Here is a 15,504-nt window from a genome sequence, read left to right on the forward strand (position 1 = left end):
TCCGAACATAGCTTTGCCCCGAAGGCGATTTCTATGTGTTTTTCGTGATTGCTAATTCATAGTAAAACTGGAAACAGCCTCAAGCCGTCACTAATTGCTTTCATTTGGACGCGTAGCATAAAAAGCGTTTCTATGGGGCATGTTTTTGGTATAGTTATAAAGAGAAGGGTTCAGACTCTTTTTGTTTTTGAAGAAAATTGTTTTGATTTTACAGGGGTATGATGCTATAATATTTTAGCATTGAGATGGGCGGCCTTTCGGCCGCCGGGAACATGACATAATGATGGGTCCGGGCGCAATTCGTCCGGCCGTTTTACTGCCGGGTCCTCCCGGACTGGAGAATAGAAGGTGCGGTCTTGACAAAGTATGTGATTCACGGCGGGAAACCGCTTTTTGGTGAGATTTCCATCAGCGGCGCGAAGAACGCGGCCGTTGCCATTATCCCGGCCACCCTGCTGGTGGACGGCGTCTGCCGGATCGAGAATATCCCGCAGATCAGCGACGTTACGCTGATCCTGAATATCCTTCAGGATCTGGGCGCCGATGTGCGCACCGTCAACCGGACGACGGTGGACATTGATTGCAGCCATATCCACAATTCCAAGGTCCCGGAGGAGCTGGCCCGCAAGATCCGGGCCTCTTACTACCTGATCGGGGCCCTCCTCAGCCGCTTCGGCAGCGCGGAGGTTCCCCCGCCGGGCGGATGTGATCTGGGCGGCCGTCCCATCGACCAGCATATCAAGGGCTTTGTGGCCATGGGGGCCGATGTGGACGTAAAGGGCGGCTATATCCACGCCAAGGCCAAGGGCGGCCGGCTGACCGGTACCACTGTCTATATGGATATCGTCTCGGTGGGCGCCACCATGAACATCATGCTGGCGGCTACTCTGGCCGAGGGCCTGACGGTCATTGAAAATGCCGCCAAGGAGCCCCACATCGTGGACCTGGCCAACTTCCTCAACTCCATGGGCGCCGACATCATGGGCGCCGGTACCGACGTCATCAAGATCCGCGGCGTGGAGCGTCTGGGCGGCGGGATGTACTCCATCATCCCCGACCAGATCGAGGCGGGCACCTATATGGCCGCCGTGGCGGCCGCGGGCGGTGAGGTTCTCATTAAGAACGTCATCCCCAAGCATCTGGAGTGCATCACCGCTAAGCTGGTAGAGATGGGCGTGGACGTGGAGGAGCGGGACGACGCAGTGCTGGTCCGCCGCACCGGCAAGCTGACCCGTACCAACGTCAAGACCCTGCCCTATCCGGGCTTCCCCACCGACATGCAGCCCCAGATTGCCGCAGTGCTCTGCCTGGCCCAGGGGACCAGCGTGGTCACCGAGGGCGTGTGGGACAACCGTTACCGCTATGTGGACGAGTTCCGCCGTATGGGCGCACAGATCCAGGTGGACGGCAAGATCGCGGTCATCGAGGGTGTGGAGAAGCTCACCGGAGCCCGGCTGCGCGCCTGTGACCTGCGGGCGGGTGCCGCCATGATCATCACCGCTCTGGCGGCCCAGGGCACCTCTGAGATCAGCAACATCCACCACATTGAGCGGGGCTATGAGGACATTGTCCGCAAGCTCTCCGGGGTGGGCGCGGATATCCGCGTGGTGATCACTCCCGATGAGGAGCAGAGCGAGGCCACTGCGGGCTGACCGGCCTTTTTCCAACGAGAATGCTGACGCACTGAGGGGCGGCGGATTTCCGCCGCCCCTTTTTTCGGATTTTGGACCATAGAAAGTAGGAGCGATTTTTTTGCTGACACTGACGACACTGGCCAGCGGCTCCAGCGGCAACTGCACGCTGGTCTCGGATGGCACAACCCATATCCTTGTGGACGCAGGGATCTCGGCCCGGCGAATCACAACGGCCCTCAAAGGGCTGGGGATCGATCCCGGGAGTCTGTCCGGCGTGCTGGTCACCCATGAGCACTCCGACCACATCTGCGGCCTGACCACGCTGGCCAAACAGCTCTCCTTCCCTGTCTATGCCAGCCACGGCACGGCGGGGGCGCTGTGCTGCCGCATCCCCACATTGGAGGCCCGGATGCACGCCTTTACCCCGGGGGTATCCTTTGAGGTGGGCGGCGTGGCCGTGGAGACCTTTGCCACCCCCCACGACACGGCTCAGAGCAATGGCTATGCCCTCTCGGCGGGCGGGCGGAAGGCGGCAGTGGTCACCGACCTGGGCTGTCCCACCGAGGAGGTGCGCCGGGGGATCAAGGGCAGCCACCTGCTGGTGGCTGAGACCAACCACGAGGTGGAGTGGGTACAGTCGGGCCCCTATCCCTATTTTCTGAAAGCACGGGTGCTGGGTGAGCGGGGCCACCTGTCCAACCAGGCGGGCGCCGAGCTCATCTGTTCCGCCGTGCGGGAGGGAGCAAATACCATACTGCTGGCCCACCTCTCCAAGGAGAACAACACCCCTGCCCGGGCCTATGAGACGGTCTCGGCCGCGCTGGAGCGGCAGGGGGCGGCCGTGGGCCGGGATGTGCGGCTGGAAGTGGCCCCCCGGGCCGAAGTGGGACAGACCTATGTGGTCTGAGTACATACTGTGCCAAGAGGAGAAGAGAACATGCTGAGTGTGCACCTCATCTGTGTGGGGAAATTGAAGGAAAAATTCTACCTGGAGGCCTGCGCCGAGTATGTCAAGCGCCTGTCCGGGTACTGTAAGCTCCAGGTGGTGGAATTACCCGAGGAGCGCCTGCCCCAGAACCCCTCCCAGGGACAGATCGACGCCGCGCTGGAAAAGGAGGCCGACGCCATTCGCGCCAAGCTCCCCCCCAGCGCCAGCCTGGTTGCCCTGTGCGTGGAGGGAAAGCTCCGCTCCAGCGAGGAGGTGGCCCGGCTTCTGGCCGACTGGAGCCAGAACAGCGCCAAGCATCTGGTCTTTCTCATCGGCGGCTCCTATGGCCTGCATCCCTCCATCAAGGCCCAGGCGTGGGTCAAGCTCTCCATGTCACCCATGACCTTCCCCCATCACCTGGCCCGGGTCATGCTGCTGGAGCAGATCTACCGCGGCTTCAAGATCAATGAGGGGTCCAGCTATCATAAATAAGGACCTTTCTGGAGAAAGTCCTAAAATTCGGCTGGAATTTGCGGCCTTTTTGCGCTATAATAACCATGTCAGAGCCCGTCTATACTTGTGAATCAATGGATTGGAGGTCCTTCCCATGTCCTATCGTGAACGATATGAGCAGTGGCTGAACAGCCCCGCCCTCTCCCAGGAGGAGAAGGCTGAGCTCCAGAGCATTGCCAATGATGAAAAAGAGATCGAGTCCCGCTTCTTTGCCCCCCTGGAATTCGGCACCGCCGGCCTGCGGGGCACCATGTGCGTGGGCCTGCATCAGATGAATATCCACGTGATCCGCCACGCCACCCAGGCCTTTGCCGAGGTCATCCTGGCCGAGGGGAGCGAGGCCGTGGAGCGTGGCGTAGCAGTGTGCTTTGACTGCCGCAACCACTCCCAGGAGTTTGCCCGGGAGACCGCCTGCGTCATGGCGGGCAACGGCATCAAGGTGCGCCTGTTCGAGTCCCTGCGCCCCACCCCGGAGCTGTCCTTCGCGGTGCGGGAGTACGGCTGCATTGCCGGCGTGAACGTCACGGCCAGCCACAACCCCAAGGAGTACAACGGCTATAAGGTCTACTGGGCCGACGGCGCCCAGCTGCCCCCCCACCACGCCGCGGCCATTGCGAAAAAGATGGAGGAGCTGGATCTCTTCACCTCCATCCGGCGCATGGACTACGATGAGGCGGTGGCCAAGGGCATGATCACCCTGATGGGAGAGGAGACCGACGAGAAATTCCTCGCCAATGTCATGGGCCAGATGAACGACAAGGCCGCCGTGGAGAAGGTGGCGGACACCTTCAAGATGGTCTACACCCCCTTCCATGGGACAGGCTACAAGCTCATTCCCGAGACGCTGCGCCGTCTGGGCATGAAGCATGTGCTCTGCGTACCGGAGCAGATGGTGGTGGACGGAAACTTCCCCACCGTGGTCTCCCCCAACCCGGAGAATCCCGAGGGATTCTACCTGGCGGTGGAGCTGGCCAAGAAGGAAGGCGCCGACTTTATCCTGGGCTCCGACCCCGACGCCGACCGGGTGGGCATCATGGTCCGCAACGACCAGGGCGAGTATATCGTCATCTCCGGCAACCAGACCGGCGTGCTGCTGCTGGATTACCTCATCGGGGCCCGGAAGCGCGCGGGTACGCTGCCCGCCAATGCGGTGGCCCTCAAGACCATCGTCACTACCGAGATGGCACGCAAGGTGGCCGAGACCAACGGCGTGAAGTGCTTTGATACCTTTACCGGTTTCAAGTTCATGGCCGAGAAGAAGAACAAGCTGGAGGCCTCCGGCGAGGGGAAGGTCATCTTCTCCTACGAGGAGAGCTACGGCTATATGCTGGGCGACTATGTCCGGGACAAGGACGCTGTCACCGCCGCCCTGCTCCTCACCGAGATGGCGGCCTGGTACGCCGGACAGGGCATGACCCTGTACGACGCCCTCCAGAAATGCTTTGAGAAGTACGGCTATTACGGGGAGAAGACCCTCAACCTGGTCATGCCCGGCCTGGACGGCCTGAAGAAGATGGCTGACCTGATGGCCGGCCTGCGGGAGCATCCCCCGGTGGAGATCGCCGGTGTGGCCGTGGAGCAGCAGAAGGACTACAAGGACGGCAGCGTGGTCCGGGTCTCCGACGGTGCCAAGAGCACCATGGAGCTCTCCGGTTCCAACGTGCTGCGCTATGAGATGGCCGACGGCACCAGCATCATCGTCCGTCCCTCCGGCACCGAGCCCAAGGTCAAGGTCTATATCCTGGCCAACGGCGCGGACAAGGCCGTGTGTGACGAGAAGGTGGCCAAGTATGCCGCCTGGGCCGAGAGCCTGAAGGGCTAAGAGTCACAGAAACAAAGGGACCCGGGGCAGAAGTATCGCTTCTGCCCCGGGTCCTTCCCTGTGTGTTCAGCCCATGCTGATGCCCATGCGGCGGGCCACCTCCAGCATGCCGTGGCTCTCTGGGACCAGGCGGCTCTTGCCAGCCACATCCTTGAGCTTATTTTCACCCACATGGTTGTTTTTCATGGCGATGGTAATGCCGTAGTTTTCGTCCTCCACCATTTTGGCGGCGTAGGAGCCGAACTGAGTGGCCAGCACCCGGTCATAGGGGGAGGGAGTGCCGCCCCGCTGCATGTGTCCGGGGACGCAGACCCGGGTCTCAAACCCGGTCAGCTCCTCGATCTGCTTGGCGATGCGGTTGGTGGCGGTGGTATAGCCCGCCTCTGCCCGCTTGGCCGCGCGCTCCTTTTTCTTCATGCGGGCCTCGCAGGCATCCATAGCGCCCTCGGCCACGGCCAGAATGGAAAAGGTCTTTCCCTGAGCGGCCCGGCGCTCGATGGCGGCGCAGACATTTTCGATGGTATAGGGCAGCTCGGGAATGAGGATGATATCCGCGCCGCCGGCGATGCCGGCATAGAGGGTGAGCCAGCCGGCCTTGTTGCCCATCAGCTCCACCACCATGCAGCGGCTGTGGCTGCCGGCGGTGGTGTGCACCCGGTCGATGGCCTCAGTGGCGATGTCCACCGCGGAGTGGAACCCGAAGGTGACGTCGGTGCCGTAGATGTCATTGTCGATGGTCTTGGGGAGGCCGATGATGTTGAGCCCCTCCTCCGCCAGGAGGTTGGCGGTCTTGTGGGTGCCGTTTCCGCCCAGGCAGAGCAGACAGTCCAGCTTCATCTCCTGATAGTGCTGCTTCATGGCGGCGACCTTGTCCACCTGGTCCTCCCCCACCACCCGCATGAGCTTGAAGGGGGTGCGCCGGGTGCCCAGGATGGTGCCGCCCACGGTGAGGATGCCCGAGAACTCCCGGGGCTCCATGACCCGCCAGTCTCCATGGATCAGGCCGTGATAGCCGTTTGCAATGCCGATGATCTCCACCTGATCTCCCATGCGCTGGTAGAGCGCTTTGGCAACACCCCGCAGTGTGGCGTTGAGACCCGGACAGTCCCCGCCGGAGGTGAGGATACCCACTCGTTTTTTCATTGGCTGTATGCCTCCTTTTCTGTATCGCTCCATCCGCTTTTCTTCAGCATAGGAGTCTGGTCGTTTCCTGTCAAGCCCCGAAGGGGGATTATGGCGGGAAATGCACGGAAATCCCCGGCTTTAGTTGCATAAAATCGCCTTATATGTTACAATTAAAAAATTGCAGGAATGCAAATGAGCCGGGGGAGAAACCTTCCCTGTGATTTGAGGTCGCGCCGGGAAAACGGCGTTCCGGACGTGTGTGCCGATGGATGGGGACCTTGAATCGGGCACAGCGAAAGGAAGGAACGTATTATGATGGAAATCAACGGCGAACAGGTGGAAGGCCTGTCCAACTATGCCGACCTCGGGCTCTCCGAGGCCGTAATGAAGGCCATTGAGAAGAAGGGCTATGTGCAGGCCACACAGGTGCAGTCGGGCGCTATCCCCTACTTCATGCAGTGGAGAGACGTGATCGCCAAGGCCCCCACGGGAACGGGCAAGACCTTTGCCTTCGGCATTCCCATGGTGGAGCATATCGACCCGGAATCCACCGATGTGCAGGGACTGATCCTGGCCCCCACCCGGGAGCTGGCCATTCAGATCCAGGATGAGCTGCGGGATCTGTGTGCCTTCAAGGAGGGCGTGCGGGTGGCCTGCCTCTACGGCGGACAGCCCATTGAAAAGCAGATCACCCAGCTCAAGAAGCGGCCCCAGATCGTGGTGGCCACTCCGGGCCGACTCATGGACCATATGAAGCGGCGCACCGTGCGGCTGGACAAGGTGGAGACCGTGGTGCTGGATGAGGCCGACCGGATGCTGGACATGGGCTTTGTGCGGGATGTGACCCGCATCCTGGATCAGATCAAGCACCGGAAGAATATGGGCATGTTCTCGGCCACCATCTCCCGAGAGGTCATGGACATCTCTTGGGTCTACCAGCGCGACCCGGTGGAGATCACCGTCCGCCCGGTGGAGGACTCCAAGCCCGACATCCAGCAGTACCGGATCGATCTGGACAACCGGGAGCAGAAGCTGGATACCATCGCCGCTCTCATTACCCACGGCGGGTATGAGCGGGCCATCGCCTTCTGCAATACCAAGAACATGACCGACCGCCTGGCGGGGCTTCTGAAGATGCGCGGGATCTCCTGTGAGGCCATCCACGGGGACATTCAGCAGCGGGTGCGGGAGCGTACCCTGGACAAGTTCAAGAAGGGCGAGCTGCGGGTACTGGTGGCCACCGATGTGGCGGCCCGGGGACTGGACATCGACGATGTGGATGCGGTCTTTAACTATGATGTGCCCGATGAGATGGAGAATTATACACACCGCATCGGCCGGACCGGCCGCGCCAAGCGCCACGGAGTGGCCTATACCTTTGTGGCCAACATCACCGAGGGGATCCGGATGGACAGTATTGTCAGCAATACCAAGGCCGAGATCCAGCGCCTGCGCTATGACCAGGACGGATGCCTGATGCTGGTGGAGGAAAAGGCGTAAGCCGCCTTTCGAGGAAGCAGAGCTGCCCGCGGCGATGCCGCGGGCACAGCCATTTTGCTTAGGATTCCGAATTACGGAAAAAGATTTGCTTTTTCAGAGATTTTACCGCTTTGTGTCAACTTCTATGAAGAAATTCTTTACACCGTTCGGCGTTCTGTGGTAAAATACCAAATAGCTAGAACTCCAAGTTTACTTTTCAATATATTCCACGAAGCGGAGGTCTTTTTATGCAACTGCATCAGGTTAAGGAGGTCCTCAATGCCATTGTTCTCTGTGGAGAGGACCGGTTAGATCAGGAGGTCGTTTCTGCCTGCGGAAGCGACTTTCTCAGCGATGTGCTGGCCTTTGTCCATAACCAAAATCTGCTGCTGACCGGTCTGGTCAACCCGCAGGTGGTGCGTACGGCAGAGATGACGGACATCAAGTGCATCGTTTTTGTCCGGGGCAAGCGCCCGGATGAGGACATTATTCAGATGGCGCAGGAGCGTGGCATTGTGGTCATGACCTGCGGCGAGCGTATGTACAGCGCCTGCGGGCTGCTTTACAGCAATGGATTAAGGGGGAATTAGATCCGATGGAACCTGTTAAATTGGTATACCCTGTGGAGGGAGGCGACTTCATCGAGGCTGGTGAGGCTTCCAGCAAGATGAAGATGACGTTGAAGAAGCTGGGCCTTCCGTCCGATGTCATCCGCAAGGCAGCGATCTGCATGTATGAGGGTGAGATCAACATGGTCATCCACGCCAACGGCGGGCGCGCCGAGGTGGAGGTTACGCTGGACCAGATCGTCCTGAAAATGATCGACGAGGGTCCGGGCATCCCCGACGTGGCAAAGGCCATGGAGGAGGGGTATTCCACCGCCGGCCCCGAGGTGCGCAGTCTGGGCTTTGGCGCCGGTATGGGCCTGCCCAATATGAAGCGCTACTCTGACGAGATGAACATTGAGACCGAGGTGGGCAAAGGGACCGTGGTCACCATGAAGCTCAAGATCGGATGATGCCTGCGTGGAACCTGGAGTTGATACTGCGATGAAGCACTCTGTTGTCCTGGACCGGAACCGCTGCCGGGGCTGCACGACCTGCATCAAGAACTGCCCGACCGAGGCCATCCGGGTCCGGCGGGGAAAGGCTCTGATCTTGTCGGACCGGTGTATCGATTGTGGGCGCTGCATCCAGGTGTGCCCCCACCGCGCCATTAAATCGGTGAGCGATAATTTGGAGCGGCTGCGTGACTACCGTTACTGTGTAGCAATCCCGGAACCTGCCCTCTATGGTCAGTTTCAGCACATGTGGGACATCGACCTGGTGCTGAACGGACTGAAAAAAATCGGTTTTCATAAAGTGTTTGAGGCCGCCAAAGCAGCGGAGCTGCTGGCGGAATACACCTCCCGCCGGGGGACGGAGGAAAAAAGCCCCGTGCCCCTGATCTCGGCCAACTGTCCCACCATCCTGCGGCTGATCCGCATCCGTTTCCCGCGGCTCATTGAGCACATTGACCCCCTCATCCTGCCCATGGAGCTGGCGGCCACCCTGGCCCGCCGGGAGGCGGAGAAGGAAACGGGACTGCCGCCGGAGGAAATCGGGGTCTTTGCCATCGTCCCCTGTCCGGCCAAGGCCACGGCCTGCCACCGGCCGGAGGGACTGGAGTCCCCGGTGCTGGACGGCGCTTTTGCGATCCGTGACATCTATATCCCGCTGCTGCGGGCCATGGAGCTGCTGGAAGAGCCGGAGCCTATGCTCTCGGCCGGTGCAACCGGAATCGGCGTGGCCATCTGCAGCGGGGAATGTCATGCGCGGGGGTCCAATAAGTATCTGGCGGTGGATGGAATTGAGAATTCCATCCAGATGCTGGAGGAGATTGAAGACGGCCGCCAGCCCGAGGTGGAGTTCATCGAGCTTTCGGCCTGTACCCAGGGGTGTGTGGGCGGCTGTCTGACTGTGGAGAACCCATATGCCGCCCGTATGCGGATCCGCCGGATGATGAAGCAGCAGCCGGTGGACCGATGTGTCCAGCCTTTGAGTCAGGAGGAGGAGAAGGATCTGCAATTCAGCCGGATCCTTCAGTATAGTCCTGCCTTCCGTCTGGATGAAGACCGGGCGGAGGCCATGGCCAAGCACCTGCGGATCGAGGCGCTGGAGTCCCGCCTGCCGGGACTGCACTGCGGCTCCTGCGGCGCACCCAACTGCCATGCCTTTGCGGAGGATGTGGTGCTGGGGCGGGCCTCTCTGGACGACTGCATTTTCCGGGTACGGGAGCGTATGCGGGATGTGGCAGGACCGGGCGGGACGGATGTCTATCTCCCTCCCCCCTTCCGGCAGAAAAAGGCGGAAACAGAATAAAGGCAAAAAAGGCGCTTACCCAACTGGGTAAGCGCCTTTTTGATTAACCGATACCGCCCATGGCAATACCGCAGATCACAACTACGGCGGAAACCAGGACGTAGAAATAGCCGATGACCGGGAAGGAACGGCCCAGCGGCTTCAAACGGCCGCGGTTGAGCTCCTCCCGCAGGGGCTCGATCCCCAGCAGGAAATAGATGAACACCGCGCACAGTACTGCGCCAAAGGGGGAGATATAGATGGTGACCACATCCAGCCAAGAGCCCATCTTGGGCAGGGACTCCAGGAAGACCGATACGCCGAAGACGATGACCGAGATGGTGATCACAGCGGCGGTACGGGAGAAGTGCAGCCGGTTGGACAGGGCCTCGCTGCACGCCTCCATCATGTTCACCAGAGAGGTGATTCCGGCAAAAAAGACCGAGATGAAGAAGATGATGGCAAAGAGCTGTCCGGCGGGCATCTTCTGAAAGACCTGGGGCAGGGTGACGAACATGAGGGAGGGGCCGCTGGTGGGGTCGATGCCGAAGGCAAAGACCGCGGGAAGGATGGCAAAGCCGGCCAGCAGCGCGGCAATGGTATCCAGAATAGCGGTGTAGCCCGAGTGCTTGATGATGTCCTCATCCTTGCGCATATAGCTGCCGTAGATCAGCATTCCGGCTCCGTTGATGGACAGGGAGAAAAAGGCCTGTCCCATGGCGTAGATCCAGGTCTTGGGATTGGCCAGATAGCTCCAGTCCGGCTTGAGGAGGTAGGCATATCCGCCTGCCGAGCCGGGCAGGAAGAAGACCCGGATCGCGATGATGACAAAGAGGACGAAGAAGGTGGGCATCATGAATTTGCTGATCTTCTCAATACCGCCCTCGACGCCCAGGATCAGGATGAGCGCGGTGAGAGCCACGGCGATGATGTGCCAGGGGACCGAGCCGAAGTCCACGGCTAGGGTGTCGAAATAGGCCTGGGCGTCTCCCTGCAGAACCGAGCCGGTGATAGCCCCGGCGCAGTAGCGCAGGACCCAGCCCACGACCACCGAGTAGCCGATGGCGATGCCCAGCACACCGGCCAGCGGCATGATACCGATGATGGAGCCGCCCCGCAGTCCCCGGCGCTTGAGGATATAGTCGAAGGAGCCGGAGGTACCGGTGCCGGTCAGACGGCCCAGAGCAAACTCGGCGGACAGGCCCGCATAGCTGAACAGGGCCACGAACAGGAAATAGGGGATGAGAAAGGCGCCGCCGCCATATTGGCCCACGCGGTAGGGGAAGAGCCAGATGTTCCCCATGCCCACGGCGGAGCCTACCGCCGCCAGCACGAAGCCGACGGAGCTGGTAAACTGGCCGGATTTTGTCTGTTTACTCATGAGTGAAAGCCTCCTGGGAAGTGTTTGGGGTCCAAAGCTCGGTCAGGGCGTGGACAGTCTTGCCCTGACTGCCTGTGACGGTGCGGGCGGTAAAGAGCACGTTGAGCACCGCCTCTTCCGCACATTCGGCCACAGCCTGGAAGGGAAGGTCCATGGAGTCCTCCCGGAAGGCAGAGACCGTGCGGATTTTTTCCTCCGCGCGGGGATCGTAGGCGTTGGCGGTGGAGAAGGCCAAAAAGACCTCCCCGCTACCGTGGCCGATGTAGGAGCCCAGCCGGGCCAACCCCACACTGACCCGCTTGGCGACCCGCTCCAGCTGGCGGGCATCCAGGGGAAGATCGGTGGCCACGATGGCGATGCAGGAACCCTGGTCCTCGGTCTGGCCCACGCGCAGGCGCTCCTCCAGCTGGGGGCCGATATGCTCCCCCGCGATGGTCAGATCCCGCAGGTTGCCGTGGTTGGCCAGGACCAGGACGCCCAGGGTATAGGTCTTTCCATCCACCTCCAGGCAGCGGGAGGCGGTGCCGATCCCGCCCTTGAGATCGTGGCAGACCATGCCCTTGCCTGCGCCCACGTCGCCCTCGGCAAAGTCGGCCCCGGCGGCCTCCATGGCCGCAAAGACCTCCTTCTCCCCCACGGCCCGGTGCAGGATGTCATTGAGGGTGGAATCGTTGCACTCACACACCACCGGATTGAGCGAGCGCATGGACACCCCCTCGCGGTCACAGCGGCGGACCATGTACTCCACCAGCGCATCGTGGACCAGGCCCACGTTGAGGGTATTGGTCAGGGCAATGGGAGATTCCAGGGTGCCCAGCTCCTGGATCTGCATAAGTCCCGCGCTCTTTCCAAAGCCGTTGAGGACAAAGGCGGCGGCGGGCAACTTGTGGACAAAGGGATTTTCCGGACAGGGAAAGAGGACGGTCACCCCCGTCTTATGGGCGGGCGTATCCACCGTACAGTGCCCCACCGTGACGCCGGGCACATCGGTGATGCGGTTGTGGGGGCCCTTGGGAAGCGAGCCCACACACAGGCCGTAGTCGGCCGCACGGAGCTGATGCAAGGTCGGTTCCTCCTTTGGTAAAGCAAATGGGGTGTTGCCTCCCCTATTATCCCGGAAAGGATGCGGAAAGTCAATCGAAGATTTTAGCAGCGCAAAACATAAATACATAGGTGTGCTACTGTGTAAAAGTGCTGTGGAAAGAGGGATTGGGCTTTCCATTGCTTTTTCTCCCACAGATAGGGTAAAATGGGGACGTATCCGATGGAGAAATTTAAAGGCTTCTTAAAAGACTTCCGTTCCGTCTCTTAAAAAAGGGGCGGTATACTACAATCAGGAGAAAGGAACTGCGCCATGTATAACATTCTCATCTGCGATGACGACCGCGACATCGTCTCGGCCCTGGATATTTATCTGACCAGCGAGGGATATGCCACCGTAAAGGCCTATGATGGACTGGAGGCTCTGGAGATGGTGAAGGAGCATGACATCCATCTGATTCTCATGGACGTTATGATGCCCAATCTAGACGGCATCCGGGCCACCGCCAAGCTGCGGGAGAGCACGAATATCCCCATCATCCTCCTCACCGCCAAGAGCGAGGATACGGATAAGATCCTGGGCCTCAACATCGGCGCCGATGACTATATCACCAAGCCCTTCAATCCGGTGGAGGTCATCGCCCGGGTCAAGAGCCAGCTGCGGCGGTACACGACCTTGGGGGGACGCAGCAAGGTGGCGGAGGACAACAGCGCCGTTTTTTCCAACGGCGGCATTACGATGGACGATAATGCCAAGTCGGTCACCGTGGATGGGGAACGGGTCTCCCTCACCCCCATCGAGTACAACATCCTTCTTCTGCTGATGAAGCACCCCGGGCGGGTCTTTTCCACCGGGCAGATCTATGAACAGGTGTGGAACGACCCCTCGCTGGGCTCGGAGAACACGGTGGCGGTACACATCCGGCACCTGCGCGAGAAGGTAGAGATCGACCCGGCCAACCCACGGTACATCAAAGTGGTGTGGGGACTGGGCTATAAAATGGAAAAAATCTAAACGTGAACGGGAGGGGCGCCCATGGGGGCAAAGCATAACAGAGGATTTCGGAAGGGCTGTGCCGCTGCACTGTGTATCGTGTGCGGCGCACTGGCCTTCTGGTCCAGTATTTTGCTGGTGTCCCGGTGGGACGATCTGTGGTCCGCCGGTGATTTTTATCAGAGCGGCAGCCTGTATAGCGCCCTGTGGCCCTACCGGGCAACGGTGGAGCAGGGCATGATGCTGCGCCTTCGGGAGACCTGGGGACAGGACCTGGAATATCTGGAAGAGCTCCAGCTGCAGCAGATCGAGAAAAAGCTCCGGGCGGAGCAGACCAACTACCGCTTCCGGGTACGGCTGGACGACGGGACCATCCTGTGGAGCAATCTGGATCAGGAGCAGACCCTGGACGATCTGGCCAGACAGGATACCTACTCCTTTACGGTGACCCAGGGGGATGAGCTGTACAATGAGGATCAAAGCCGCTGGGACAATACCGACAGTTATGAGATCCTCCAGGTTTGGACCGGAGAAAAGTATGTGGAATTCAGTCCCGTGGTCCCGGCAGACGCAGCCGGAGCGGGACAATATGGTTATTCCTACGACACAGACATGGAGCGGTGGATCTGGACCGAGGACCAGGACAGCCGCGTCCACACCGCGAGCCTGGTGGTGGAGAGCGGTGTGACCGATCCCCTGACCGTGCGGGACTCCATCTGGACGGCGAAGGAGAATTATGACGGGATCCAGAACTGGCTGGGACCGGTCACGGTGCTGTGTCTCATCTCCCTGACACTGACCCTGGTGGGGCTGGTGTGGCTCTGGAGGAGCATCGCATTCTGTTCCGAGGAAAGTCAAATGCTGCCCCTCTCCTGGCAGGACAGGATCCCCTATGAGCTCTACCTGTTGGGGGCGAGCTTCCTTTTCTGCATCCCGCAGGCGGCGGGAGATCCCATCACCACCAACATCAACCAGCACGGGCTTTCTCTCCGGGCGGTCATTGGCCTGGGCGTGCTGACCATGGCCGAAGTGGGCCTGGTTTTGGCGGCGCTTATGAGCACCATGAAGCGGTGGAAAAACGGGATTCTGCTGCGCAATACCCTGTGCTGGCATCTGTGCGCCAGGGTGGGGCATTTCTTCCGGGAGGTAACGCTCCACTGGCCCATCACCCGGCGGGCCGTGTGGATTTTCCTGCTCTATTTGGTGGGCACTGTGCTGACCGGAGCGACCATCATTCTGATTCCGGTCTATCAGGGACTGGTGCTCTGGGGCATCTGCCGGTGGGTGCGCCAGTGGAAGGAGATCCGGAGCGCGGCGGAGGAGATCGTCAGCGGAGGCAGCGAGGTGCAGATCGACACCAGGGGGATGTACCGGGACCTGAAAGAGCACGCCCAACAGCTCAACGCCCTGGGGGTCTCCATCACCCATGCGGTGGAGGAACGGCTGCGGAGCGAGCGGTTCAAGGCCGAGCTTATCACCAATGTCTCCCACGACCTCAAGACCCCGCTCACCTCCATCATCAACTATGTGGATCTGCTCAAAAAGGTGGGGATCACCGAGCCCAAGGCCCTGGAGTACCTGGAGGTGCTGGACCGGAAGTCCCAGCGGCTGAAAAAGCTGACGGAGGACCTAGTGGAGGCGTCCAAGGCCTCCACGGGGACACTGCCCGTGTCGCTGGAGCGGCTGGACTTTGGACAGCTGGTGCAGCAGGCCATGGGAGAATATGAGGAGAAATTTGCCCAGGCCGGATTGACCCCTGTACTGGACCAGGGCGATGGCAGCCGGGTCATTCTGGCCGACGGCCGCCACCTGTGGCGGGTCATTGACAATCTGCTGGGGAACTGCTGTAAATATGCCCTGAGCGGCACCCGGGTCTACCTGGATTTGTCGGCACGGGATGGGCGGGTATTTCTGACGGTGAAGAATATTTCCCGGGCAGCCCTCAATCTCCCGCCGGAACAGCTGATGGAGCGGTTTGTGCGGGGCGACACCGCCCGCAGTACGGAGGGCTCCGGACTGGGACTCTCCATTGCACGGAGCCTGACGGAGCTTCAGGGCGGTTCCTTCCGGCTGGATATTGACGGCGATCTCTTCAAAGCGGAGGTCTCGCTGCCGGCCGCGCCGGAGGAGCCCCTTTCCCCGCCGGAACAGAGTGGGGAATCCGAGATGCTTTTGTGAGGCATCAGAGATTCTTTATCTCCTTTTTATCCAATTTTAAGACAGGACGAACGATCCTTTAACGCTCGTC

At 60.4% G+C, this 15,504-nt stretch carries 13 protein-coding genes; 10 read left to right on the plus strand and 3 right to left on the minus strand.

Going from position 1 to position 15,504, the window contains the following annotated elements; all coding sequences use genetic code 11:
* The first annotated feature begins 356 nt into the window (after positions 1–356).
* The 4 genes from INF37_RS01220 to INF37_RS01235 all read left to right on the plus strand — a co-directional run bounded on the left by INF37_RS01220 (position 357) and on the right by INF37_RS01235 (position 4,897).
* Positions 357–1,652 carry a UDP-N-acetylglucosamine 1-carboxyvinyltransferase gene (locus INF37_RS01220; RefSeq protein ID WP_193535894.1) on the plus strand — a complete coding sequence of 432 codons (1,296 nt, stop codon included), beginning with the start codon at positions 357–359 and terminating at the stop codon, positions 1,650–1,652.
* 100 nt (positions 1,653–1,752) lie between these two features.
* A complete protein-coding gene (locus INF37_RS01225; protein ID WP_186963113.1) occupies positions 1,753–2,541 on the plus strand; it encodes an MBL fold metallo-hydrolase in 789 nt (262 codons plus the stop codon).
* A 30-nt stretch (positions 2,542–2,571) separates the two neighbouring features.
* Entirely contained in the window at positions 2,572–3,054 is a 483-nt protein-coding gene (rlmH, locus tag INF37_RS01230; protein WP_101692341.1) for a 23S rRNA (pseudouridine(1915)-N(3))-methyltransferase RlmH, read from the plus strand.
* 115 nt (positions 3,055–3,169) lie between these two features.
* Positions 3,170–4,897, plus strand: coding sequence for a phospho-sugar mutase (locus INF37_RS01235; protein ID WP_101692340.1), 1,728 nt, complete (start codon positions 3,170–3,172; stop codon positions 4,895–4,897).
* A gap of 66 nt (positions 4,898–4,963) precedes the next feature.
* Here INF37_RS01235 and INF37_RS01240 read toward each other — a convergent pair whose 3' ends face one another.
* Positions 4,964–6,040 carry a 6-phosphofructokinase gene (locus tag INF37_RS01240; RefSeq protein WP_193535896.1) on the minus strand — a complete coding sequence of 359 codons (1,077 nt, stop codon included), beginning with the start codon at positions 6,038–6,040 and terminating at the stop codon, positions 4,964–4,966.
* Between the two features lie 297 nt (positions 6,041–6,337).
* Here INF37_RS01240 and INF37_RS01245 point away from each other — a divergent pair, with 297 nt between their 5' ends.
* The 4 genes from INF37_RS01245 (at position 6,338) to INF37_RS01260 (ending at position 9,861) form a co-directional block, all read left to right on the plus strand.
* Positions 6,338–7,522: a DEAD/DEAH box helicase gene (locus INF37_RS01245; RefSeq protein ID WP_101692665.1), complete on the plus strand. Its 1,185-nt coding sequence runs from the start codon at positions 6,338–6,340 to the stop codon at positions 7,520–7,522.
* 227 nt (positions 7,523–7,749) lie between these two features.
* Positions 7,750–8,091, plus strand: a complete 342-nt coding sequence (locus tag INF37_RS01250) for a DRTGG domain-containing protein (RefSeq protein WP_101692338.1) — start codon at positions 7,750–7,752, stop codon at positions 8,089–8,091.
* Between the two features lie 5 nt (positions 8,092–8,096).
* Complete coding sequence (locus INF37_RS01255) at positions 8,097–8,519, plus strand: ATP-binding protein (RefSeq protein ID WP_101692337.1); 423 nt, start codon at positions 8,097–8,099, stop codon at positions 8,517–8,519.
* Positions 8,520–8,550: 31 nt separating this feature from the next.
* Positions 8,551–9,861: a [Fe-Fe] hydrogenase large subunit C-terminal domain-containing protein gene (locus INF37_RS01260; RefSeq protein WP_193535898.1), complete on the plus strand. Its 1,311-nt coding sequence runs from the start codon at positions 8,551–8,553 to the stop codon at positions 9,859–9,861.
* 43 nt (positions 9,862–9,904) lie between these two features.
* Here INF37_RS01260 and INF37_RS01265 read toward each other — a convergent pair whose 3' ends face one another.
* A complete protein-coding gene (locus INF37_RS01265; protein ID WP_193535900.1) occupies positions 9,905–11,221 on the minus strand; it encodes a sodium-dependent transporter in 1,317 nt (438 codons plus the stop codon).
* The gene (locus INF37_RS01270; RefSeq protein ID WP_235964116.1) at positions 11,214–12,284 is read right to left on the minus strand and encodes a DmpA family aminopeptidase; all 1,071 of its coding nucleotides are present in this window, start codon (positions 12,282–12,284) and stop codon (positions 11,214–11,216) included. The genes INF37_RS01265 and INF37_RS01270 overlap by 8 nt, the downstream gene beginning before the upstream one ends.
* Positions 12,285–12,575: 291 nt before the next feature.
* Between INF37_RS01270 and INF37_RS01275 the strand changes: the two genes are divergently transcribed.
* Both INF37_RS01275 and INF37_RS01280 read left to right on the plus strand, forming a co-directional pair.
* Entirely contained in the window at positions 12,576–13,277 is a 702-nt protein-coding gene (locus INF37_RS01275) for a response regulator transcription factor (protein WP_101692333.1), read from the plus strand.
* Between the two features lie 21 nt (positions 13,278–13,298).
* Positions 13,299–15,434: a sensor histidine kinase gene (locus tag INF37_RS01280; protein WP_193535902.1), complete on the plus strand. Its 2,136-nt coding sequence runs from the start codon at positions 13,299–13,301 to the stop codon at positions 15,432–15,434.
* Positions 15,435–15,504 lie beyond the last annotated feature (70 nt).

This window comes from Pseudoflavonifractor gallinarum, from assembly GCF_014982855.1.
Classification (GTDB): domain Bacteria; phylum Bacillota; class Clostridia; order Oscillospirales; family Oscillospiraceae; genus Pseudoflavonifractor_A; species Pseudoflavonifractor_A gallinarum.